Raw genomic sequence first — 24,394 nt, forward strand, 5'->3', positions numbered from 1 at the left:
GGTCTGTGCCAACGGTTTCTCCAAGAGCAGAACCCTTTGAACACAGCTTGCCTCTATTGGCAGGGTGATCGGGGTCCCCCTTAGCGTGATGCCACCGCTACTATCTGCCTTGATCAGTACGCCACACCCAACCCCACAATAAGGGCAGGTGGAGCGCGTTTCGCCGCTGGCAATAACGCTCATCACGCGACCTTTGCGATCACCGCATCAAAATCCAGTAGTAGGCGACCGTTTTCAATCTTTACCGGATAAGTGGTTATCTGGCCCTGATCAGCGCCCTGCGCTTCACCGGTTTCCAGCGAAAAAATCCAGTTGTGCAAAGGGCACGTGATCTTGCGATCGTGCACGATCCCCTCGGAAAGTGGCCCACCCTTGTGCGCACATTTGTTAGAGGTTGCGAATACCTCGGCTTCTGCCGTTCGGAACACAGCGATGCAACCTACGGCGGTTTTCACGATACGTGAGCCGCGAAGCGGTATGTCATTCAAGGTACCAATATCAGTCCAGCTCATGTCACGGCCTCCTTCGTCAGATCTGCAATAGGTTTGTATTGATCAGCACGGTTGCGAACATGGTCCGCCCACGGGTCTTTCTGGTAGACGCTTTGGCTGATATCAAAGCGATCAACCAGTGCTTTACGTGTGTCCGAATCAGAGAGCTCTTCTTTCACCCAGTCGAGTCCCACCTTGGCAACCCACTTGTAGGCCCGATCCAGATACTTGCCATTCTCGCGGTAAAGCTGGACGAAGGCGGTGACCCACTCTTCCACTTCAGCTTCCGTGGCGACATCAACCAGACTCTCGGTCATCTTCACATCCATGCCTGCAGCACCAGCGACGCTGATCTGGTAGCCGGAATCCACGCAAATGATGCCGACATCCTTACAGGTCGACTCGGCACAGTTGCGCGGGCAACCCGACACGCCCAGCTTGACCTTGTGCGGTGTCCAGGAACCCCAGAGTTTTTTCTCCAGTTTGATACCCAGGCCTGTACTGTCCTGTGTACCAAAGCGACACCAGTCCGTACCGACGCATGTCTTGACCGTCCTGAGTCCTTTGGTATAGCCGTGGCCCGATACCATGCCAGCATCGTTCAGATCAGACCAGATTGCTGGCAGGTCTTCTTTCTTGATACCCAGAAGATCGATCCGCTGACCGCCGGTTACCTTGACTGCCGCGCTGAACTTCTTGGCGGCAGTAGCAACTGCTATCAACTCATCGGGCGTTGTCATACCACCCCACATGCGTGGCATGACCGAGTAGGTACCATCCTTCTGAATGTTGGCGTGATTGCGCTCGTTCACAAAACGCGACTGCAAATCGTCCTGATATTCCAGCGGCCAGTCAGACAGTAGATAATAATTGACCGCTGGTCGGCAGACATGGCAACCATTAGGTGTTTTCCAGGCCAGTTCCTGCCAGACCGCAGGTTGTGTTTTCAGCTCCTGCGCCTTGATCAGACGGCGCACGTCTTCATGCGTCAGATCCGTGCATTTGCAAATGGGCTTTTCGGCTTTTATCTCAAACCCGTCGCCAAGACTCACAGCCAGAACCTGCTCAACCAATCCTGTGCAAGTGCCGCAGGAGGCAGACGCCTTTGTTTCTGTTCGCACCCCATCGAGAGTCTGCACGCCGCCCTCTATGGCCTTGATGATATCGCCCTTGCATACGCCGTTGCAGCCACAAATCTCCGCCTCAAGAGGCAATGCTGCAACGGCTGCCAGCGGGTCCACCGAAGCTCCACCACCCCCTTGAAAAGAAGGTCCGAAGATCAGCGTCTCGCGCATCTCTTCAATGTCAGTGCCATCTTTTATCAGTCCGAAGAACCAGTTGCTGTCAGCAGTATCGCCATACATCACTGCACCAATCAAACGATCATTTTCAACAATGAGCCGTTTGTAGACGCGGCGTTTTGGGTCACGGAAAACAATATCCTCGCGACCTTCGCCCTCGGCAAAATCGCCGGCACTGAAAAGATCGCAGCCGGTCACTTTCAGTTTTGTTGAGATCTCACGTACTGTGAATGTGTCTTCCTTACCGAGCAAGGTATTGGCCAGCACCTTCGCCTGATCGTACAGCGGAGCAACAAGACCGAAAATATTGTCATCGAATTCAACGCATTCGCCAACGGCAAAAACATCGGGGTCAGAGGTGCGCATTTGTGCATCAACTTTGATGGCTCGCCCCATATCCAGGCCGGCTTCATGGCCAAGTTGCACAGCCGGTCGGATGCCCGCGGCCATCACGACGATGTCTGCAGGAAGTTCGGTACCGTCGTCGAGCAATACTTTTTCGACTTTACCGTTACCGACGATTTGTTTGGTATTCGCTTCGACTATGACTCTGATACCACGCTTTTCCAGATCATTTTTCAGCAGGTAACCAGCAGCTTCATCCAGCTGACGATCCATCAGGTGTCCGGCGATGTGCAAGACGGTCACTTCCATCCCTTGCATGCGTAATCCGGCAGCCGCTTCAAGACCCAGCAATCCGCCACCAATGACGACGGCTGAAGCTTCCCGATTGGCAGCAGCATCGATCATTGCATTGGTGTCTTCCAGATCACGATAGCCAACCACGCCTGGAAGGTCGTGACCGGGCATTGGGATAATGAAAGGCGCAGAACCCGTTGCAAGGATCAGCTTGTCATAAGCCACCTCGCCTTTCTCCCCGATAACAACCTTACGCTCGCGATCGATTCCCGTGACTTTTTCACCAAAGCGGGTAGTGATGTTGTTGTCCGCATACCAATCGTCATCATGGGTGACGATCTCTTCGAAACTCCTGTCACCAGCAAGCACTGGCGAGAGCATGATGCGGTTGTAATTGCCGCGCGGTTCAGCATTGAAGATTGTAACCTCGAAAGCATCTGGCTGTGCTTCGTGGATATGCTCCAGCAGGCGACCCGAGGCCATTCCTGCGCCGATGATGACCATTTTCTGCATAGAATTTTCCATCTCAGAGGTAGCAGGCGACCACATAGGCCAAATCGGCCTCGTGGTAGATTGGCAAAGCGAACATGGAGGTATAGCCTGCAGGCAACCCGGTACCTTCCCGCTGAACATAAGGCAGACCGTTGCCCAGTACTTGACCGATAGGACCTTTCCAGGCGCTGGCCATGGGGGGATCAACTGGCGGATTTTGTTGCGCCCAAAGAGGCCCATCACGCTCGCAAAGGCCGTCGATGAGCTGCGCCTTGCGGCTGGCCCCGACACATTCGGGCCGAGCATCCCAGATCTCGAAACGGTGAGCTATCGGTGTATTTGTCGCGGACAACAAAGTCAGGACAAAGGTGTTATCGCCAGGTGTCGGAATAGGCAGCCCCAGCCCTGTCTTGAGGCCTATGTTGGATGCCTGTTCACTACGCAAGAAACTGGCAGCACGGGCAATATTACGTTTGAGTATCGGCGTATTCGATGACCAGACACCGCCAGGTAGACCCTGACCGTGACTGAAGGCAATGTCCTTACTGGCAGCTTCGAACTCAGTCGCAGCGCCATAGTAGCCATCGGCAAGCCTCAACCGCTCCTCCCTATACTCCCAGACTTCGATGGCACCCATGTGATCGACATCGGAGCTGCAAAGTAGGACCAGTACAGCCTTCAAGATATCTTCTGCAAAAACCGGTATCGCTACAGCACTGGTCAGCCCAGCTTCTGCCGCGGCCTCTGTTCGCTTGAAATATGAGCCGTCGAATTCTTTCAGTACGATCGGCTTGCCGCTTTCCCAGACCTTGCCCGGCAATCCTTCACCTTTGGCAAAACTTGTCGCAACAGAGGCATCAGCGAATGCCTGAGAATGAGCATAATCACCCTCGGCATGAACGAGCCTGCCGTCTTTGGGTATCCAGACTTCTGCCACTCTGACAAAAGTATTGGGTACGGAGTCTGTGTTTGTGTCCATGAATTATTCCCTTGGCAATCTGGTCTGATGTCGTCTGCGGACGTTTACAGAAGCGTTACCCATGATGGCGCTGGGATAGGCAGTAGAATTCTGTGCAACTTATCGTGACAATATTGTTCAAAACTGACACTGCTGAAGCTCCGTATCAAGACAGTGATATACGGTAAAGAATACGGTCAGAGTTGTCGTGGGCTCATTTTGCAGCATGGTGCTGCACTACTTGCAGCAGAGCATAAACATGCGCTATTTCAGCCAGTTGGAGCTGCCTTCTTACCCGGTCACGAACGATTAGTGATACATATTCGTTGATGTTCTGGCGCGCCGATAACAGCTTGGGAGGTATTCTGTTTCGGCTTGCGTGGCTGTGTCCTCAGGCGCTTCGCATGGTTTTCTAGAAACTTGTCGATGTACTGCAGTTGGGTAGTCTTCAAGATACTGCGCAACCGAGCCCAGTTGCACAGTCAATCATCAATCAAGGTGATCCTCTATGTTCGCCTGTCAAACATCATCAACGTAGACCTGTACTTTTTGTACGGCATTGTTGCCAAAGCCCGATGCATCCCAACGAGGCTCCAGAGGTTGAGAATCGCCATTGCTGTCGGTTGCCCTGCAACTCAACACATGTTCGCCCGGTCTGGCATCCCACGCTATTGTCCACTGCGTCCAATCATATTGTCCTTGTGGAGGCGTCAGCTCTGCTACCTTCCAATGCTGACCATCATGAAATTCAACCTTTTCAATTGTGGCCCCATCGCCTGACCAGGCTCGCCCAATCACGGTCACCGGACCTGATCGAATATGGCGCAGACGCGTTGTCCAATCGGGAATTCCGGGAGGTGTCATCAAGGATTTCACACGCATGGCTGTAACCGGCCGTCCGGGATCGTTCTTGTGATCACGGTAGCGGTAGGTACGCACTTGCTGGAATCCTTGATAGGGACTGTCCAATGCTTCGATGGTTGTCAGCCATTTGACCGAAGCCATGCCATACCAGCCTGGCACAATGATTCTGAGCGGTGCTCCATGTTGGGGTAACAATGGCTGACCATTCATCTCATGCACGAGAAGAACGTCCATTGATTCAATTTGTTCCAGGGTTAAACTACGACCAAACGCGTGTTCGACGCCTTTATCAAATCCACAGTCAGCACCGGTAAATGATATCTCTATGGTGCCTGCCTTGGGTTGTGCTCGCTCAATCAGCGGTGCTAAGGGAGTGCCTGTCCACTCTGATGTACCCACAGCTTCCACGCCCCAAGGCATGGAATGGGTACGCGGCGATAAACCGGTTCGGCCATTACCTGCGCATTCGAGCGTCACCGGCATGGTGTGTTGGGGTAATACGCGAATATCATCAACGCTTAAACTAAATGGCGCATCAAAACCTTTGCCAAATTCCAGTGTGTGTGATTGCGCATTGATACTGGGTACATCGAAGTGAATCAACAGATAATGTAATCCCGTCGGTGTGATGTTGTACTTGAGCGTCTCGAGTAATATCCCCGAATTACGGTTGGACAACCGTACTTCGTCTTCGGAAAATATGCCATCCCGGGTGTCAGGACGCGTACCAAAATTCTTGAATATATCGCTCAGGTATGACATTCAGTTACCTCAATCACTACGCTCAATTGACTCTTGAGAGTCTACTCCACACGATTCGGAACTCGACATAAAAGTAATCATCTCTGTACCACAAGATTCCTTCTCTTGAGGGCTACCTCTGTTGTAGTTATGCAGATCCGCACTATTCCCCCAAACCTGATGAACATTCTTAGGGCTTGCTGAGATGTTGGATCACTTATCTTTCAACTCCAATGCAATGGTGGTATATATAATTAAGTAAAAACAGCGGCTCGATGTTCACCTTCAGCAGTTTCTGTACTTTGATTATGTCTATACAATAGAGTTCTTCAGCTTCATCATGAGCGTGCACTTTCACCTGTCAGTGGCTATTCAGGGCATCGGATTATCACGCTCAACTCCGGAAAATACACAAGGTGTTTCAATGTCTGAATTTCTAGTACTGGGTGCCGGCATCGTGGGTATCTCAACCGCTCTGGAGCTGCAATCCAGAGGCCATTCTGTGGTTGTCGTGGATCGCACATCTCCGGGCCTGGAAACAAGCTACGGCAACGCTGGCGTCATTCAGGGCGAGGCAGCCGAGCCCTATCTACTACCGAGAAATCTGCCCACGCTAGTACGTATGGCTCTGGGAATGACGAACGATCTGAGCTGGTCCAGTGCAGGAATTCTGGCAAATGCTTCGGCTCTGTGGAAATATTATCGCTTTTCTGAAACCCGACGTCATCGGGAAATATCTCAAACCTATGCACAGCTCACCTCTAGTGCAACGGCAGATCACGCTAGCTGGATCACAGCGGCGCAAGCAGATGATCTGATCACCCGAGATGGATTCTCTTGTGTGTACAAGGACGCCAGGGCATTTGATGCAGCGGCACAGGAAATGGACAGGCTTTGTACCACCTACAAGCTCAAGGCACGATTGCTGACCGGGACTGAGTACGCCGGAGAAGAACCTGCTCTCACTGGTGAGTTTGCAGGCGCCATCCACTGGCACGACAGCTGGACGTGCTCGGACCCTGGCCGCCTGACCCAACTGTACGCAGACCTGTTTGTCACTCGGGGTGGAGAGATTCGAACCGGAGATGCCAGTTCGTTAAAGCCGAATGGTTCTGGTTGGAGCGTCGACACCATAGAGGGCGTCACGGAGGCCTCCTCCGTCGTGATTGCCCTCGGCCCCTGGGCGCCACAGACACTCAAAAGGTTTGGCTACAAGATCCCCATGGTGCTCAAACGGGGCTATCACGGCCACTTTAATGCGCCTGTAAAACTGCAGCGTCCAATCCTGGATGTGGCCAACGGGGTTGTGGCCTCCTCCATGGTAAAAGGACTTCGAATTACCACAGGCGTAGCACTGGTCCCACAGAATGAGCCGGCAAATCCGAGTCAGTTGATACGAGGTGCAAAAGGCCTTGCCCAGATCATGGAGTTGGGAGATCGAGTAGAAGAGCCTCAATGGTATGGTACTCGCCCCTTCATGCCTGACATGCTACCGGTAGTTGGAAAGGCTCCGAAGCATTCGGGCATGTGGTTTAACTTCGGCCATGGCCATCATGGACTCACTCTGGGACCGACGACAGCAAGGCTATTGGCGGATGCTATCGAAGCTCAGACTGACACCTTGCCGGTTCAATCAAAACTGGATCCGCAGCGACTCTTTTGACACGATAACTGACAGGCACCCGCCTATGTTTCATAGACGAGCACCTGTCAGTTTTAAAGATCGCTTCAGAAACCACATGGGTTTCCCCAGCCAGGGAGAGACGCCTGTTATTCCCTACTCCGCCAACACGCCGTGAGCAGTTGCATCAACGGAGGCCAGTGCCGTCATGTTCACGATACGGCGTACCGTGGATGATGAGGACATGATATGAACCGACTTGGCAGCACCCAGCAGAATGCCACCCATCGTCACACCACTGCTGACCACACGTAATGCGTTATACGTGATATTGGCAGCATCGACATTAGGCATGACGAGCACATTGGCATTGGACGTCAGTGTGGAATCGGGGAAATCCCGCTCCCGGATGGATGCCGACAAGGCCTGATCTGCGCGCATCTCACCATCGACTTCAAGATCTGGCCTGCGAAGCTTGATAATGGTCAAAGCGTCACGCATTTTCTGGGCAGAAGCAACCTCAGCACTGCCAAAGCTGGATCGGGACAGTAATGCAACACTGGGTACTATGCCAAAACGACTGACTTCATCTGCAGCCAGAATCGCTATTTCAGCAATCTGCTCGGCACTCGGATTGTCATTGACTTGCGTATCGCAGATGAAAAGCTGCCGGTCGGAAAGAACAATCATTTGCAGCTCTGCAAACGTGTTGACACCCGATGCTCTCCCGATCACCTTGCGCACATAACCCAGATGCTCGGCGTAGTGACCCGTGGTACCGCAAAGAAGCGCATCTGCATCGCCACGCTGTAGCAGCATGCAACCGATCAATGTTGTTCGTGTTCGCGTCTCCTCTTTGGCCTGCTCTTTGGTTACGCCCTGGCGTTTGCACAACTCGTAGTACTCGCTCCAGACTTCATGATAACGCGGGTCGTCCAGTACATTGACGCTCTCATAATGAACCCCTTCCCTTAGCCGTAAACCAAGCCGCTCTATGCGTGAACTGATGATGTCAGTACGGCCAATAAGCAGTGGCTGTGCAAGCCCCTCATCAACGGCAACCTGAGCAGCACGCAGTACACGCTCGTCCTCGCCTTCTGCATATATGACGCGTTTCGGATTGTTCATCGCTGCCAGGAAAACCGGCTGCATCGGTGAGCTTGACTCATAGACAAACTGAGACAACTGGTTCCGGTAGGCTTTCATATCACTGATGGGTTTTGTAGCTACCCCCGTGTCCATGGCAGCTTGTGCAACCGCGGGTGATATTTGAGTAATCAGACGCGGATCAAAAGCCCGTGGTATCAGGTAATCCGGGCCAAAGGGTGGCGTGGGCTCACCATAGGCCTGCGCAACAATTTCTGATGTTTCCGCCTGAGCAATGGCGGCCAGTGCCTTGACGGCTGCCACCTTCATGGCCTCGTTTATTTCAGTAGCGCCAACATCCAGAGCACCACGAAAGATGAACGGAAAGCACAAGGAGTTGTTGACCTGGTTGGGATAGTCAGATCGCCCTGTACCTATCATGCAATCCGGCCTCACCTGCTTGGCCAGTTCCGGACGTATTTCGGGCTCAGGATTCGCCATGGCCAATATGACAGGATTGGCGGCCATCTGCTCCAGCATCTCGGGCTTGAGGGCTCCGCCCTTGGATAAGCCCAGGAATATGTCTGCCTCAACGATCGCCTCTGACAAGGTTCGCAGATGGGTATCACGTGCGTAGCCCGCTTTACTTTCATCGACATTGTCGCGCCCCTTGTAGACCACGCCCCGCGAGTCACACAACAGGACGTTTTCGCGCTTCAGTCCCATACTGATCAACAGGTTGAGGCAGGCCAGTGCAGCAGCGCCTGCGCCTGAGGCAACCAGTCGAACATCCTCTATCTGCTTGCCTACCAGCTGCAGTGCGTTGGTGACCGCTGCGGCTGTAACAATGGCCGTACCATGTTGATCGTCATGAAACACGGGGATTTTCATGCGCTTGCGCAGTTCCTTCTCGATATAGAAGCATTCAGGCGCTTTGATATCTTCAAGGTTGATGCCGCCAAAGGTCGGCTCCAGTGCTGCGACTACTTCTACGAATTTGGCAGGATCAGTCTCTGCCACTTCGATATCAAAAACATCAATACCGGCGAACTTCTTGAACAGACATCCCTTGCCTTCCATGACAGGTTTGCTCGCTAGTGCGCCAATATTGCCCAGGCCCAGCACGGCAGTACCATTGGTGATGACTGCCACCAGGTTTGCACGCGAGGTCAGCTCTGCTGCCAGCAAGGGATCTTCCTGGATTGCGGTGCAGGCATACGCCACACCGGGCGAATAGGCCAATGAAAGATCGTGCTGTGTCGTCAAAGCCTTGGTGGGGGCTAACGATATTTTTCCTGCGGTGGGCAGCCGATGGTAGTCGAGAGCCTCCTTGCGGATATGGTCTTCGCTCACTGTGTGAATCTCCTTGTTAATAGTCGTCACAGACTTACAGTAACGCAAACATTATTTACCCGATAGTGGCGGACGGCCATAATCTCCCTTTTTTGCTGCAGCCTGCCCCACTGCGAGGCTCAACGTCACACCGATCAGCAAATGGGGACCGAGAAACACGGATTGCAGAATATCGATTACGCAAAGCTTGCACTGGATTTGCAACCGTTGCTCGCTACACTAGACTGACAGGTCAGATTCTGGTGGCCTCAAAGCAATGACGATGTGTGTTCGGGAAAGGCGTACCTTCTTTTTAGCCACTGTGATCTGCTATTCCCTGCTATTGATCTGCAACCTTGCCTACGCTCAACCCACGGAAAATACCGAGCTTTCCCTACAGCAGCGTTGGGGCGTGACACTCGACTGGATCGAACTCGAGCTGGAGCAAAATGAGGAGGTAGCCGCCGATTACGAACGCTACGAGAGCCGCTTAGGGACGCTGATTGATGCGGTTGAACAGCACAAAGCCCAGGCAAGCGATGCTCTGAAAATTCCGCAGCTGGAATTGGAAGCTTTGGGTGCACCGCCAGAGGACAACGAGCCTGCCGAGACCGCTACCATTAGTGCACAACGCACTGAGATCGACGGACAGATTGCCGCACTGCAGCAGCAGGAAAAACAAGCTGAACTGATGATTGTGCGCGCCGAGCAGCTCCTCGAAAAGCTGATCAGGAGTCGAGGTCAGCGCTTGCAGGCAGAACTGCTTACCCGTTCGCCAGCCATCTACACAAGTGGATTCTGGAAAAAAGTATTGACAGATTCAACGGCCATGAGCGCCAAGCTTGCGCAAGACGCACGTGAGCTACTGAACGGTCAGAGACGCCATGTCTGGACAGCCTGGCTGGCACTGGTGTTGGTACTGCTTTGTGCGCTCAGTGCATTGCCCTTCGGAAGCTGGTTGAAAGGCCGGTACGGACGTCAGCCTCAGGCAAACGAGACATCCTATACGCAGCGTACGCTGAGCGCTTTTGCTGAAGGGGTTGCCAGCGGACTGCTGCCCGCGGCCATCTTCGGCGGCATTGGCCTGACTCTCGTCCATCAGGAGCTAGTCGGCGAACAGTCCATGACGCTGGTCAAGGCTGTCACGCTGAGCCTTGTACTAGGTGTTGCTGCCGCAGCGCCTGTCAGAGCAGCCCTGGTTCCTTATGCCCCCAACTGGCGTCTGCTTACCATTGACTCAACCGTTGCCGCCAGACTCACACGACGAATACAATGGCTGATCGCCTTTTGTGCCGTAATGCTCGCCTTATATCGGGCGAGCGAGCCTTATCGCCCCTATAGCGTTGAACTCGATATCGTCGGAAAATTGCTCATCGCTTTCACGGTTGGTCTGATGCTACTGGATCTGCTTCGTCAACACTTCTGGCGGCCCGCAACCCTCCAAAGTGACGAAGCTCAACCATCACGACTGCCTGTTGCATTGCGCCGATCTCTCATGGTGGTCGTCACGACAGCCCTGATACTGGCCTTGGCCAGCTACGTCGAGCTGAGCGCTTTCCTGGTGTCACGCCTGGCGTTGACTCTGATTACGCTAGGGACCCTGCTACTCATACGCCGCCTGTTACACGACCTTTTGGATCGTCTGATCAGCGCGTGGCAGGATTTCATCAGAATTGAGCGCCTGTCGGGTGGTAGCTCTTCAGAATTCTGGCTTGGCAGCTTGCTGGATTTTCTCCTGCTGGGTCCCGTACTGTATGTCCTGGCCAGTGCCTGGGGCTTGCCACAGACATCAATCTATCTCTGGAGCCGACGCCTGCTGGAGGGTGTGACGATCGGGGAATTGACTCTCTCACCGGGCCGCTTCCTGCTTGCCTTGCTGGTGTTCACCATGACATTCGTTGCATCGCGATTATTACGACGAGTCATCTACGAACATGTTCTGACTGAATCTCGAGCCGACTTTGGTGTGCGTCATTCGGTGTATGTCGGTATTGGTTATCTGGGCTTGGCCATGGCGCTCATTCTGGCCATTGTGACGCTCGGCGTCGGCTTGAGCAATCTGGTGCTGGTCTTTGGCGCTTTATCAGTGGGTATCGGCTTGGGCCTACAGAGTGTCGTCAACAATTTCATGTCGGGACTGATATTACTGGCCCAGCGCCCTATTCGGGTTGGCGACTGGATTGAAGTTGGCGGGCATGAGGGCATCGTCAGGAACATCATGGGGGTATCAACCGAAATCGAAACGTTTGACAAGGCCTCTATCAATGTTCCCAACAGTGAGCTGGTGTCCAACTCCGTCGTCAACTGGACTCATACAGATCGCACCGTGCGCGTCATCATCAAGATTGGTGTGGCTCACGGTTCCGATATACAACAGTTCCAGAAGCTACTTCTAAACAGTGCGACAGCACACGAAGAAGTACTGGAGGCTCCCGAGCCCTACGCCTTGTTTGTTGATTTTGGCGAAAGTGCGCTACTCTTTGAACTGCGTGTTTTTGTACGCGATGCAGAGCGCTATCCTATCGTTGCCAGCCAACTACGCTTCATTATCGACCAGGCCTGCAGAGACGCCGGGATCAAGACCCCCTATCCACAGCGACACGTTCATATCGACCCCGGACCCAAAAACGTATGAAGCCCTACTTTGTCTGGATAATCTCTGCGATTTTTTTATTTAACGCCGCATTGCTTATTGCTTCGTATTTTCTCTCCCAACGTTCAATGCAGCACTATCCGGCAATTGGGCAATTGATTTGCGTCGATGGTGTGACCATGCATGTCGTTGATACCGGAACGCCAGAACTTGTCGAAAACAACGATCAGCAAACCGATGTTCCCGTCGTTGTTCTTATCCATGGTGCCAGCACCAGCTTGCTGGACTTTGAGAAAGGCATCAAACAACACCTGGCGCAAAACATGCGCATCATCAGTATCGATAGACCGGGACACGGTTATAGCGAGCGAGGCAATGCAGACGCACCAGCGCTGTCCGCATCATCTTCAACAGCATCCGCTGCAAATGAGGAGATAGCTCTACTGGATACCCCGGACCCGTGGACGAATCCGCAACGCCAGGCACGCTTGATCGCAGGCGCATTGGAAGCACTTGGTGCCGAAAACAGCATCTGGGTTGGGCACTCCTGGGCAGGTTCTGTAGTGATGGCAGGCCTGCTGAAGGAAAATGTCAGAGCTGGCGTGTTGCTGGCCGGAGCCACTCACCCCTGGGAAGGAGGCTCTGCCTGGCATGTGGAGTTGGCCGCAACCCCCATTATCGGTCCGCTGTTTAGCTGGCAGTACATTGAGCCGATCGGCAACCTGGCGCTTGAGGGTGCCATCGCCAGTGTATTTGCCCCCGAAGCTGTCCCCGACAATTACCTTGAAGAGATGGGTGTGGTGTTATCGCTAAGGCCTCAGACCTTTCAGCATAATGCTCAGGACTTGACTCGACTTAGCGGTTATCTGGAACAACAGTCCCTGGAGTACGGCAGTATCAGGCAACCGATACTGTCAATCACTGGCAGCAAGGATACGATCGTGCCTGCATGGAATCACGATGCACGTCTGGCCTTGCAAGTACCGCAATTACAGTCAGTCGAGCTGGAGGGCGCCGGCCATGCCCTGCACCACTCCCGTAGTCGGGAAGTCGAGCAGCTGATAGAGGCGTTTGTGCAATCTTTGCCGGATTCTGTTGGCTTGAGCCGGTGAGTGATTGCCGAGATTTTCACAATCTGGACCGGACGAAGTGGGTACGACGTCTTTCCCCCTTTCTTGATCAACAGTGTCTGGTGGATGCTTCGCACGTTTTGGGTGTTTGGGCGTGCGGATATAAGCGGCGCATAGCAATGGTGGTATATTTTTAGCCTTTGAGAGCCTGCTCTACATAACCCGGAACTTGAAATAATAGTAATTCATGCGCATGGGATCATCGTCTGCGGTGCCATCGTTGTAGCCGTTGCGATTGAAGAAATCATCACCAATCCGGCACAGACGGCACCTCTTCCAGTTATTGCTATCGCGGTTGCCGGGCCACTCATATTCGTGCTGGGCAATGCACTGTTTCGCCGGACGATTGCACGTCGGATACCGTTGACTTACCTGTTACCGTTCATTGCACTACCGATTTTGGGCTATCTTGTACATATGACACAGGCGTCAGGTCTGATACTGGGCGTTGGAATAATGGTTACCCTGTTATTGACCGCATTTTTTCAGCCCAAAAACCTACCTGTCGTGTGAAAGATACGAGCCAGGGCAGTGCAGATGCACACTACCCCGGCGTGCTTAGATTCAAGCGTTATCGAAAATAGCGCTCATGCCCGTTTTTATTCGTCTAGCCAATCCAGACTGTCGTATGCTGCAAGTGGCAGATCAACAAGTTGAGCGCCGATTGTTTCACGCTGTTCGCCATCTGCATCCAATAAATTGTAGTCAACGAACAGATACTGGCCTTCACTGGCTTCAGGATTGGCACTGATGGTCAGTACAGAATCGTCAGAGCCAAGCATTTGCAGCTGGCCACTGAAGGGAACATTTTCGCTTTCCAATGACCCCACTCCCAGAACACGGTTCAGAGGTGCGATGGTGGTTACGCTAACCGCGGTATCATCGGTCAGCTCGCCCGAAATCCAACCTTGCACATCCAGTGAAGAACTCTGGAGCGCACCATTGGATGTATTCGAAAACTCCTGGATGAAATTGGCATCAGCGATTGTCAGTGAAGGTGCGGAGAACGGTACACTGCTCTCCTGCAGTACATACTGTGGAATCGAGACGCTTCGCTGCCGATTGATACTAACGCCAGAAGTGTTGTCGCTGGCCTGCACACTGGCGTTGACAGTCAATGCGAAACCGTCCGTCCGTATATCGAATCCCGTGAAGGCAATCGAATTCTCGATGGTGTTAAAACGGCTGCCGGAGACGAAATCTCTCTGAACTGCCAGCTTGCCAATGATTTCATAGGAGCCTGCGACAGGAACACCGGCGTCGAGTTCAGTCTGACAGTTGTCAAATTCCCAGATGTTGTAGCTGGTATCGTGCGAGTATTCAGATTCGCGGATACGCGTACGTCCGGTCTCCAACGTCATGGTGCCGCCTTCAGCGCAGGCATACTGCGTTCGTTCCGTGGGTTGTGCGATTTCATCAACCTCGTACTGTCCTGCTTCCAGTACCGTGACGCCGATATTGCCAGCAATGATGCTAGCGGCGACTTCGGGGGCCGCGGCCGCCGCCTCGTCCAGCCTGTAGCCAGCCAGCTCGGTAATAAGCTCGTTCGACTGTGTGTCCAACACCAGTCCCGTGCCTGCCCCATCATCGCCTTCCACCACGATGCCCTCGTGGCGTTGACCGGTTGTCAGGTTGATGACAATGTAAACACCGGCAGCTACGGTGCATGACCTCCCGCCCTCGCAAAAGGATTCGTAAGTGTCGGCCGACTGCACCTGATACCAGCCATCGTCCGGCCAGCTGATGGTGTTGCCATCAACGAGTACCTCGTCCGTAGCCTGTGAAGATGAGACCGTGACATCGGTGAAACGCTCACCGGTGGTATGGTTGATCACAATGTAGCTGCCTGGCTCAACCTGGCAGGATCGAGTGCCCTCACAAATATTGGTCAGGCCATCGGCGCTCTGCACTTGATACCAGCCATCGTCCGGCCAGCTGACGGTGTTGCCATCGACCTGAATGCTGCCCGTTGCCGGTGAAGCCGGAACCGTAACATGGGTGAAACGCTCACCGGTGGTATGGTTGATCACAATGTAGCTGCCTGGCTCAACCTGGCAGGATCGAGTGCCTTCACAAATATTGGTCAGGCCATCGGCGCTCTGTACTTGATACCAGCCATCGTCCGGCCAGGATATTTCGGATCCTGAGACCACCGGCTGCGCCTGCGCCAGTGGCGCTGCCAACAAGGCGGCTACTGCAGCGGCGACAAGGCTTACCTTGTTTGTCAAGACATACTGACCACTCACGTGTCTGTCCGTCTTTTTGCACATGATCATAACTGCGGTGTCTCTGGAGAATTGATAGGTTCGAACCGTTAAGGAGAAACGGCATCCGTGAAGAGATCGGCTTGGCCGTCTTGTTCACTGACGAGATTTTTACTCCTTTAAGCGATCAAATACCATCCCGGACATTGGTATTTTTACACAGTTTCCGATCAACTAATCGACCCGCGAGTGCCTGGAATAATGTCTCTCCAGCCATCCCTTTTTTCCATCTCAGCGCCCTATAAAGGGTGATTCAAATCAGAACTTTCAACCACCGTAGCTCTCCTTGAAGTTTCGGTAAACATCATTCGATATACTTAAATAATAGGTTTCCGAGTAGTCAGCATATACAAGCTCGTAGTAAAATTCGTCTTTGCCTAACCAGCGATACGAGGCGTCCCCATCATCGTATACTTCTTCCCCATCTCCTAATGACTCTGTTAGAAAATTGAAGAGGCGATCTCTGTTTTCATCACCTTTGAACGAGACATTAATAAGACCTATCTCTTTATCGAAAAGGCTGATAGTACAGTCTTCAAGCGTGAAATCCAACAGCTTGAAACTTGGCGAACCTGAGCTGTAGTAAGAGTCAGTAGAGGTATCACCATATTTTGCTGAAGAATGATCAAGCGTTTTCGCCAAGGTAATAGCCCCACTTGGGTTATCAGCCTTCAAGTAGGTAGACAGGTCAGGATTGTCTTTAGCCATTCCTACTTGAAAAAACAGGCTTGACGAGAGCGCGAATAGTAGTAAAAAAGGTTTACGTATATTCATATTTTTATAATTGCTTCGACTTATTACCCGGTAATTGAAAGCAACATGATAAACCAACAGAAACATGGTTTCCATAGCCATGAGCTGCCAACTACTTTTCCCATACTCCTTTCAAGACCTCAGCCAGCTGCTCCATCACACATCTGGCACAGAATCAATCTCCACCGAGCAGCCATTACCCTTGCTACTCCTTTCTGGTGCAGGACCCATCGACCGCAGTCAGATACATTTTCTCCAGCTAACCTACAACCTTGTATTGTGGGCACATCGTGCGACGATGTACGAAACCCTCACTAATCAAACCAACATTACAAATATGATTTAGTAACAGATAGGCCTCTGGATAAGGTACTAATACCCATCAATGGTAAATCAATCATGATTCAATGTGCAGGCACATTTGATGGGTTCAGTGCTTCAATAACAAGGAGTTTTCATGAAGACAATACGTCTGTTACCTGCTTTACCTTATCCCGCTATCGGCTTGTTGGGAGTTTTTATAGTTCCGGCCAGTTTGTTTGCTGCGCCAGTTGCAGAGGCTCCCGAGAACCTGAGAGCCAGCAATTACAGCTCGAGCCAGATCAGCTGGTCATGGGATGAGGCCATTGATGAAACCCGCGGTAAAGCCACAGGTTATTCTCTATATCTGGATGGCCAGAAGTTCGTGGATGATCGTCTGCTGACGAGCTACGCAATTGGGCAAGCTACTTTGTATAACGGTCACACCTATTCAATTGAAGTGAAGGCACACTACGCCAATGGTGATGTGTCTGAACCAACCAGCTTTTCCTATACCAGTGACTACAGCCTGTCCAATGTCAGAGCTAGTGTTTATTCCTCCACTGCGGCGGAGTTGTTCTGGGACAGACCACCCTACAGTAGTTCTACACTGTTTGACATCTATCGCGATGGTGAGCTGGTCAGTACACAGAATAACAACAGCTACTTTGATGACGAGTTACAGCCAGGAGTCACTTATACTTATCAAATCGACTATCGGGATAGCTATACCAGTAGCACACCCGCTATTTTGATCATATCCACATCTGAGCCAGATCGAACAGACTCTCCTGATTACAGTAGTGCCGGAATTCTTGTTGATGGATTGGATATCAGTTGGCCAGATAATGGTTGGTATCAAGTTCAAAGCGCTACTGATTACACTGCATTTTGCGAGGGCGGAAGATCGTGTCGTGTCACGCCGGGGGTCTATAACGTTATCAATCTTACCAGTGGTGAGCGATTTGAAGGTGTTGTGGTTGCGGCGAGTGAAAAAAGAGGCAGTAGCATCAATCAGGATAATTATGCGGCGCTATTGTCGCAGGTGTTCAAAGTCTACAGTGGTCAAGCCTATGACCATCGTATTGATGTGTATTATGATGATATTCAGACCAATTATCTCAGTGAATTCGATACGCAGGACGAAGATGGAAACCCACGCACATATGTAACGCGTAGTTGCATGGGCCCGTTGTCTGGTGCCGAGGAAGAAACGGTGGAACGTGCAATAGATGCTTTTAATGGCATCGTATTTGACTCGATGGACTTCAATCGATGCACGTTGAGCGGCTATGAGACGGCTGAGCAGCAGAATGATGTGGGAGATGTTCGGAACGGGCAAATAATTAATCATACTGATCAAGTTGCCAGTAGGTCTGATTTTGCAAACTACTCTGTCTTACTCGACAACGCAGTAGGGTTCGGACGAATGTATATCGACGGCAGTGCTCAACGTGCATACGGACGAAGTACTAATGATTTAATCTCTGGATGGACAAGTGATGGCTTGAACTATGCTTTCACCCTTGATAGTGATACTTTGTTGATCGATACAGACAAGACAGAGTTCTTCTCCGGCATTGATCTGCATCAGTTCATCGCGGGCATGAGTGGTAGTTTCACGATGCAGACTGAGGTGTTGCAAGGCCTCAAGGTTGCAGCGACGATCGAAAAAATATTTTCCTATCAAATCCAGGATCCCGAGGAAGGTATCTTGGACTCATGGTCTTTCGGAGAAGGCAAGCTCAGGCTTGTGGCGGCAGATAATAGTGAGCTGGTGCTTGATGCAGATAACGGTGATCAGAGCACCGTCGAGGTTACTATCATCAATTCTTCTGGGGAGCACGTATTAACAGACTCATGGGAGAACTGGCGATCTGATTTACTTGTCAGAGAGCCTGCTACTCCGGCCTTGTTGTATTAATCTTCACGGCTTACTCGCTTTCGATTGATAGAGCGAATACCGTAGTATTTTTATTATTAGCTACAGTAGTGAGGCGGGTGGTTCATGTCAGTGTGCCACCCGTTTTTTTATTATATTGAGGCATACGCTGATCGCCTGACTGTCAATAGCTCTAGCAGCTTGTGGTCAAGAAAAGCCCACTAAGGGGTCGTGAAATAATTAACTATACTTTTCGGTTGGTCCTGCGCCTGCCCGGCAAGGCGTGAGGAGGGCGAATAGCGGGCTATTCAACCGACAAACAACGCAGAAGGGCAGGATGCAGGGGCGACTGAAAAGTATAGTTTATTGTTTCACGACCCCTAAATACTCATGGAATACGCCGTGGATAATAGAACATGCCAGTGGTGACGTGTCGGTTGAAAACTACTGAACAATCAACAGAGCCTGACTACAGGTTCCAACAAATGCTTTTGCATGGTTGAAAAGCACCTTGTCAGAATCTAAAAGGGCAATGCCAATGGGCACTGCCCGCGCTACATCCTCAGCAATCAGAACCCAGTAACGGTGACGAACCTGAAACTGTCTGACAATAACGACCAGGGTTCAATCACGGTATCTGTCACCCCATCAGAGGTGATGCTTACTTCCACTGTGTTGACATCCCCGGTATCGGCATTGAAAACAAGAACATTGTCGTCACCATTGCGTACCTCAAACGACCCTTGATCGATGATTACGCCAGCGGAATCCACCAATAGCAGATTGTCAATCGTACTCACTGCCAGTTCAATATCATTAGTCCAGTTGGCTTTCACATGAAACCCACCAGAAGTTCCGGTGAATGTGCCCGCGTAATAGTTCACATTGGATTCTGTGATAACCAGATTGTCAACATTGTTTGAGTAGGTGAAGTCAACATCCTCGGTTATAAGGGTGCCAACACCGTCAGCTCTTTCGGTAGCGAAAGACGAGTAGTACAAATCACCTGAAAATTCGATCTGCCTCGATTGCGATGTATTGGAATAGTCAGCGGATGTAAATCTGACCGACTCGTATATCTCTCTCTTGAGCTGCCCTTCTCGTACCGCCTCGCCCTTCTGACAATTATCAAATTCGAAGTCCCAGGAGGTAACAGCGTCAGCGGGTTGGCCATCGGTGGCTGGAGTGATACTGACCGTGCCACCATTTTCACAAACGATATCAACGGGGGTTGATATCAGATCGCCAGTCCCATCGGCCGCATATTCAACACCCGTGGGTACCAATCGGTCACCACTGTCAGGCTCTATCAGAACTTCGTCGGCCCAAAGTTTGCCTGAATAGATGGAAAGAACGTTTCTCAGCAGCTCGACGTGGTTATCCATCGTAATGAAATCAGCAATTGTTTCCTGCTCTGTATCCGTTGTGCCGTCATCCCCTGGGATTGAAGGGTCATTCTGCGATACCGGAATGTCATCATCGTCAGAGCTACTACAGCCAACGGCAAAAACAGCAGTAGCCAGTAGCAATACGCTAATTTTCATTGTATGAACGTCCTTGAAGAATATGAAGGGCTGCATGATAAATCAGTTAGCACTTTGGAAAAAGCGGGAATATTAACCATTTCACATTTCCGGGTTCTAGCCCGATCGCGTCAAGGGCAAACTTCTAACCACGAAAATGCATCTCGTTACATTGTGCACCCACCGTAATATCACTCCGATTCATTACTGATCACGCATAGACACGACACTGTTGATACTTTTCGTGCTCTAACAAGGAGGACTGGACATCAGGCTTTTCAGCCCCTCATTCTGCTCCCATCAGCATCAAACACAGGCGCTCTTTGCAATCTGGCGGGCAATCGTTCTCCCAGAATCTCAACTTCCCAGCCGATCTGTGTATCGGCAACGTCACGCGGCACATACCCCATCGCCATAGACAGTTGACTGTGATGGGCATAACCACCCGATGTCACCCAGCCACAGACTTTGCCCTCAAGGTAGATAGGCTCATCCCCAATGACATCGGCATCGTGCACATCGACTACAAACCCGCGCAGACGCATGGGGCCACCCTTGTTGTCATGGGCCTCCACAGCGGCGGCCTTACCAATGAAATCTGCTGATTTATCCAATGCCACGAAGTACCCCAACTCTGCCTCAAAAGGGGTATAGATGGGTCGATATTCACGAGCCCAGCCACCGTAGTTCTTCTCTAATCGTAAGGAGTTAAGTGCACGTAACCCGAACAGACGAATACCGTACTGCTCGCCCGCTGCCATCAGCACATCATAGACATGACGCAGGTCTTCGGGTTTGGTCCAGATCTCGTAGCCCAGATCACCTGTGAAACTGACTCGCCCCACAAGCGCCTGCGCCATGCCAATGGACAAGTGACGGATGTCCATGAACCGGAAACTCTCGGCCGATACATCCTCATCAGTCACCGCGGCAAGCACCTCACGTGCACGCGGCCCGACTATCGAAACTCCCATCAAGCTCATACCGTAGGGGCGTACATCAACCCGCTCGCTATCGCTGATCTGCTGCCTGAACCAGCGCATGTGATAATCCTCGGCAATACCCGAACCTGCAATGAACCACTCCCCATCCCCCAGATTAGCGACAGTAAAATCTCCGATCAACTTGCCATCGTGCTTGAGCATCGGTGCCAGTGTCATGCGCCCCTCAGCAGGCAGCTGACAGGCCAGCACACGATCCAGATAAGCCGCTGAGTCTGCCCCGGTCACCGAATACTTTGCAAAGCCGGATATTTCAATCAGTCCCACGGCACTGCGTACCGCCCGTACCTCGTCACCAACCGGTGCAAAGTCGGTAGAGCGGCGCCATGAGAATTGTTCCTCAGTGCCCGGCGGTGCAAACCACAATGGCACCTCCAGGCCGTGGCTTGCCGTGAACTGTGCACCAGCAGCCTTCATCGGCTCATACAATGGGCTTGTTTTCAGAGGTCGCCCGGCAGGTAACTCCTCATTCGGAAAGCGTATCGAGAAACGTCGAGAGTAATTCTCACGCACCTTCTTGTTTGTATAACTGCGACTGGCAAAGTTACCAAAGCGTGCGATGTCCATTGCAAAGACATCCATACCCGGATCACCATCAATCATCCAGTTGGCCAGTGCCAGCCCCACACCACCGCCCTGGCTGAAGCCTGCCATCACCGCACAGGCGGACCACAGATTGCGTTTTCCAGGTACAGGCCCCACCAGCGGGTTACCGTCAGGGGAGAAAGTGAAGGGGCCATTGATGACCTGTTTGATACCGGCATTATTGAAAGCAGGAAAGTGCGTAAAGCCGACCTCCAGCTCAGGGGTGATGCGATCAAGGTCAGATTCGAGCAACTCGTGGCCGAATGTCCACGGCGTGGTATGGGCAGACCAGGGCCGACAGTCTTTCTCGTAGGTCCCCATCAACATGCCGCGCCCTTCCTGACGCAGATACAGCTCACCATCAAAATCCACGGCATGCAGCATCTCACGCCCGGTACGCTCGTTGAACTCGACAACCTCGGGCATCTGCTCGGTAATCAGATACATATGCTCCATGGCCAGCACTGGCAACTCCAGCCCCGTCATGCGCCCCACCTCACGTGCCCACAAACCTGCGGCATTCACCACATGTTCAGCATGTATGTTCCCCTTGTTGGTAATGACATCCCAAGTGCCATCAGCGCGTTGCACCAGGTCTTCCACCATGGTGTGCAATTCGATCGTTGCACCATTTTTCTTCGCAGACTTGGCGTAGGCATGGGTCGTCCCATAAGGGTCCAGATGTCCCTCCACTTTGTCGTACAGAGCGCCAACAAACTGATCGGGGTCGATCAATGGCATCAGTTCGTGGGCCTCGGTGGGCGATAGAATCTGTGCCTCCAGACCCAGGTACCGACCTTTGGCCGCGATTGATTTAAGCCAGTCGAAACGCTCTCTGGTAGCAGCCAGCATTATTCCACCGGTCATGTGCAAGCCGATGTCCTGACCGGAGTATTCTTCTATTTCCTTGTACAGTTCGACGGTGTACTTCTGCAGCTTGGCAACATTCGGATCACCGTTGATGGTGTGCATGCCGCCTGCCGCATGCCAGGTTGAACCGGAGGTGAGCTCGGAACGTTCCAGCAGCATCACATCCGTCCAACCGAAGCGCGTCAGGTGATATAACACTGAACAACCGACCACACCGCCACCGATGACGACAACTCTGGCTTGTGATTTCATGGGCAGGGTTTTTCCTTGAATGTTCTTTATCGAAGTTTGATATCCGTGATGTATTTATACGCCGATATCAGCCCGGTATTAACTGGCCTCTATCAGACACCTGACGGGCTATCTTCCAGAATCATATCGGCACCTTTTTCCGCAACCATCATGACAGGAGCATTGATATTGCCCGACGGGATGCTCGGAAAAATGGAGGCATCCACGATTCGCAGGCCTTTGACTCCATGGACACGTAGCCGATTATCGACCACCGAAGTTGCAGCATCGGATCCCATGGCACAAGAGCCACACAGGTGGTAGATAGAACCACCATTTTCCCGAAAGTACTGCAGCATCTGCTCGTCGCTGGCAACGGCGGCACCGGGAATCACTTCAGCTTCAGTGACCGATTGCAGAGCGCCCGAGTTCATGATCTTGCGAATCAATCGACTGCCTTGAATGACTTCATTGATATCCTTTTCCGTACTCAGGTAGTTCGGCTTTATCAAGGCAGCATCACTCACTGAAGCCGAGGCCAGCTCGATACTGCCTCGACTGCTAGGACGGCAGGCGTTGAAGGCCAGCAGAAAACCCGAGTACGGCTCTGGAACCAGATCTGCTTTGGGATCCACCGGTATCTGATACGACATCGGATTGAAGTAGAGTTGAATATTAGCTTCCGCTTCACTGTCATCCCCCTTGAAGAAGCCGCCCGCCTGATTGACACTCATGGACAGCGACCCCTTGCGTGTCAACAGATACTGCAAGGCCGCTTTCACCTTGCCACTCAATGATAGAAACTCATCATTCAAGGTGCGTATATTGGCCCGATAGTAATAACTGACACACAGATGATCTTGCAGATTCTTTCCAACTGCCGGTAGGTGCTTCAGAACAGCAATCTGATGCTTCTCCAACTGCGCACTATCTCCTATTCCCGACAGTTGCAGCAGCTTGGGGGTATCCACTGCACCTGCCGACAGAATCACTTCAAGCCTGGCAGAACAGGTCTCAACACCCTCAGGGGTACGCACACTGACCCCACTCACGCGGCCACTATCATCCAGTAGCAACTTCTCTGCGACGGCATGGCGCTTGATCTGCAGATTCTTGCGCTTCAGGGCAGGCTTCAGGTAAGCCGTATTGCTCGAGGCTCGCTGCCCCTTCGCTATATTGGTCTCATAAATCCCGGCGCCTTCAAATTCGGCTCCATTGAAATCATCGTTTGCCGGGTAGCCCAACTCTTCAGCCCCATCCAGAAAATTCTGGCAGATCGGATGCGCACCCACCTTCATGGGCGTGATCCCGATCAGCCCTTGGCTCGAATGATGATCGTTATCGCCCAGTGGGTGATTTTCAAGTTTCCTGAAGTACGGCAACACCTCCTGATGTGACCACCCCTCGTTGCCAGCCGCCGCCCAGCTGTCAAAATCTGCAGCAGCGCCACGTACATAGATCATGGCGTTGATGGAACCCGAACCGCCCTGCACCTTGCCTCGAGGCGCATAGAGCTTGCGACCAGCCATGGATGCTTCCGGTTCGCTGTAATACATGTAGTTGTATTGCGGGTTGTAATAGGTCTTGGCAAAACCCACTGGCAGCTTTATCCAGGGACTGGAATCCTTGCCGCCTGCTTCGAGCAACAGGACCGAGTATTGCCCGGAGGCGCTCAATCGATGCGCCAGTATGCAACCGGCGGAGCCTGCACCGACCACGATGTAATCAAACTGCATC

14 protein-coding genes and 1 pseudogene are annotated in these 24,394 nt (G+C 52.1%); 4 read left to right on the plus strand and 11 right to left on the minus strand.

Going from position 1 to position 24,394, the window contains the following annotated elements:
• Nucleotides 1–22: 22 nt before the first annotated feature.
• The 5 genes and pseudogenes from IMCC3135_RS35585 to IMCC3135_RS17775 form a co-directional block, all read right to left on the minus strand.
• Nucleotides 23–183 (minus strand): annotated as a pseudogene (locus IMCC3135_RS35585) (hypothetical protein); the annotation flags it as partial.
• Complete coding sequence (gene nirD / locus IMCC3135_RS17760; protein ID WP_088918821.1) at nt 183–512, minus strand: nitrite reductase small subunit NirD; 330 nt, start codon at nt 510–512, stop codon at nt 183–185. The pseudogene IMCC3135_RS35585 and the gene nirD, both read right to left, overlap by 1 nt.
• A complete protein-coding gene (gene nirB / locus IMCC3135_RS17765) occupies nt 509–2,944 on the minus strand; it encodes a nitrite reductase large subunit NirB (protein ID WP_088921916.1) in 2,436 nt (811 codons plus the stop codon). Before nirB ends, nirD begins: the two co-directional genes overlap by 4 nt.
• A 13-nt stretch (nt 2,945–2,957) precedes the next feature.
• Nucleotides 2,958–3,902 carry a GAF domain-containing protein gene (locus IMCC3135_RS17770; RefSeq protein ID WP_088918822.1) on the minus strand — a complete coding sequence of 315 codons (945 nt, stop codon included), beginning with the start codon at nt 3,900–3,902 and terminating at the stop codon, nt 2,958–2,960.
• A gap of 498 nt (nt 3,903–4,400) precedes the next feature.
• A complete protein-coding gene (locus IMCC3135_RS17775; RefSeq protein ID WP_088918823.1) occupies nt 4,401–5,507 on the minus strand; it encodes a sulfite oxidase in 1,107 nt (368 codons plus the stop codon).
• Between the two features lie 319 nt (nt 5,508–5,826).
• Here IMCC3135_RS17775 and IMCC3135_RS17780 point away from each other — a divergent pair, with 319 nt between their 5' ends.
• Nucleotides 5,827–7,149: an NAD(P)/FAD-dependent oxidoreductase gene (locus IMCC3135_RS17780; protein WP_205737589.1), complete on the plus strand. Its 1,323-nt coding sequence runs from the start codon at nt 5,827–5,829 to the stop codon at nt 7,147–7,149.
• A gap of 114 nt (nt 7,150–7,263) precedes the next feature.
• On the opposite strand, the gene IMCC3135_RS17785 is transcribed toward IMCC3135_RS17780, so the two are convergent.
• Entirely contained in the window at nt 7,264–9,546 is a 2,283-nt protein-coding gene (locus IMCC3135_RS17785; RefSeq protein ID WP_088918824.1) for an NADP-dependent malic enzyme, read from the minus strand.
• 256 nt (nt 9,547–9,802) lie between these two features.
• Here IMCC3135_RS17785 and IMCC3135_RS17790 point away from each other — a divergent pair, with 256 nt between their 5' ends.
• Nucleotides 9,803–12,160, plus strand: a complete 2,358-nt coding sequence (locus tag IMCC3135_RS17790) for a DUF3772 domain-containing protein (protein ID WP_088918825.1) — start codon at nt 9,803–9,805, stop codon at nt 12,158–12,160.
• Complete coding sequence (locus IMCC3135_RS17795) at nt 12,157–13,230, plus strand: alpha/beta fold hydrolase (protein ID WP_088918826.1); 1,074 nt, start codon at nt 12,157–12,159, stop codon at nt 13,228–13,230. Before IMCC3135_RS17790 ends, IMCC3135_RS17795 begins: the two co-directional genes overlap by 4 nt.
• Before the next feature lie 617 nt (nt 13,231–13,847).
• Here IMCC3135_RS17795 and IMCC3135_RS17805 read toward each other — a convergent pair.
• Nucleotides 13,848–15,494 (minus strand): hypothetical protein, encoded by a 1,647-nt coding sequence (locus IMCC3135_RS17805; protein ID WP_205737590.1) that lies wholly within the window; start codon nt 15,492–15,494, stop codon nt 13,848–13,850.
• 285 nt (nt 15,495–15,779) lie between these two features.
• Entirely contained in the window at nt 15,780–16,367 is a 588-nt protein-coding gene (locus tag IMCC3135_RS17810; protein ID WP_088918829.1) for a hypothetical protein, read from the minus strand.
• A 355-nt stretch (nt 16,368–16,722) separates the two neighbouring features.
• On the opposite strand from IMCC3135_RS17810, the gene IMCC3135_RS17815 reads away from it, so the two are divergent.
• Nucleotides 16,723–18,489, plus strand: a complete 1,767-nt coding sequence (locus tag IMCC3135_RS17815) for a fibronectin type III domain-containing protein (protein ID WP_088918830.1) — start codon at nt 16,723–16,725, stop codon at nt 18,487–18,489.
• Nucleotides 18,490–19,016: 527 nt separating this feature from the next.
• Here the strand turns inward: IMCC3135_RS17815 and IMCC3135_RS17820 are convergent.
• The 3 genes from IMCC3135_RS17820 to IMCC3135_RS17830 form a co-directional block, all read right to left on the minus strand.
• Nucleotides 19,017–19,991 (minus strand): hypothetical protein, encoded by a 975-nt coding sequence (locus IMCC3135_RS17820; RefSeq protein WP_088918831.1) that lies wholly within the window; start codon nt 19,989–19,991, stop codon nt 19,017–19,019.
• 257 nt (nt 19,992–20,248) lie between these two features.
• The gene (locus IMCC3135_RS17825) at nt 20,249–22,678 is read right to left on the minus strand and encodes a GcvT family protein (RefSeq protein ID WP_088918832.1); all 2,430 of its coding nucleotides are present in this window, start codon (nt 22,676–22,678) and stop codon (nt 20,249–20,251) included.
• A 92-nt stretch (nt 22,679–22,770) separates the two neighbouring features.
• Entirely contained in the window at nt 22,771–24,393 is a 1,623-nt protein-coding gene (locus IMCC3135_RS17830; RefSeq protein ID WP_088918833.1) for a GMC family oxidoreductase, read from the minus strand.
• Between the last annotated feature and the right edge of the window lies 1 nt (nt 24,394).

The organism is Granulosicoccus antarcticus IMCC3135, assembly GCF_002215215.1.
Classification (GTDB): Bacteria; Pseudomonadota; Gammaproteobacteria; order Granulosicoccales; family Granulosicoccaceae; genus Granulosicoccus; species Granulosicoccus antarcticus.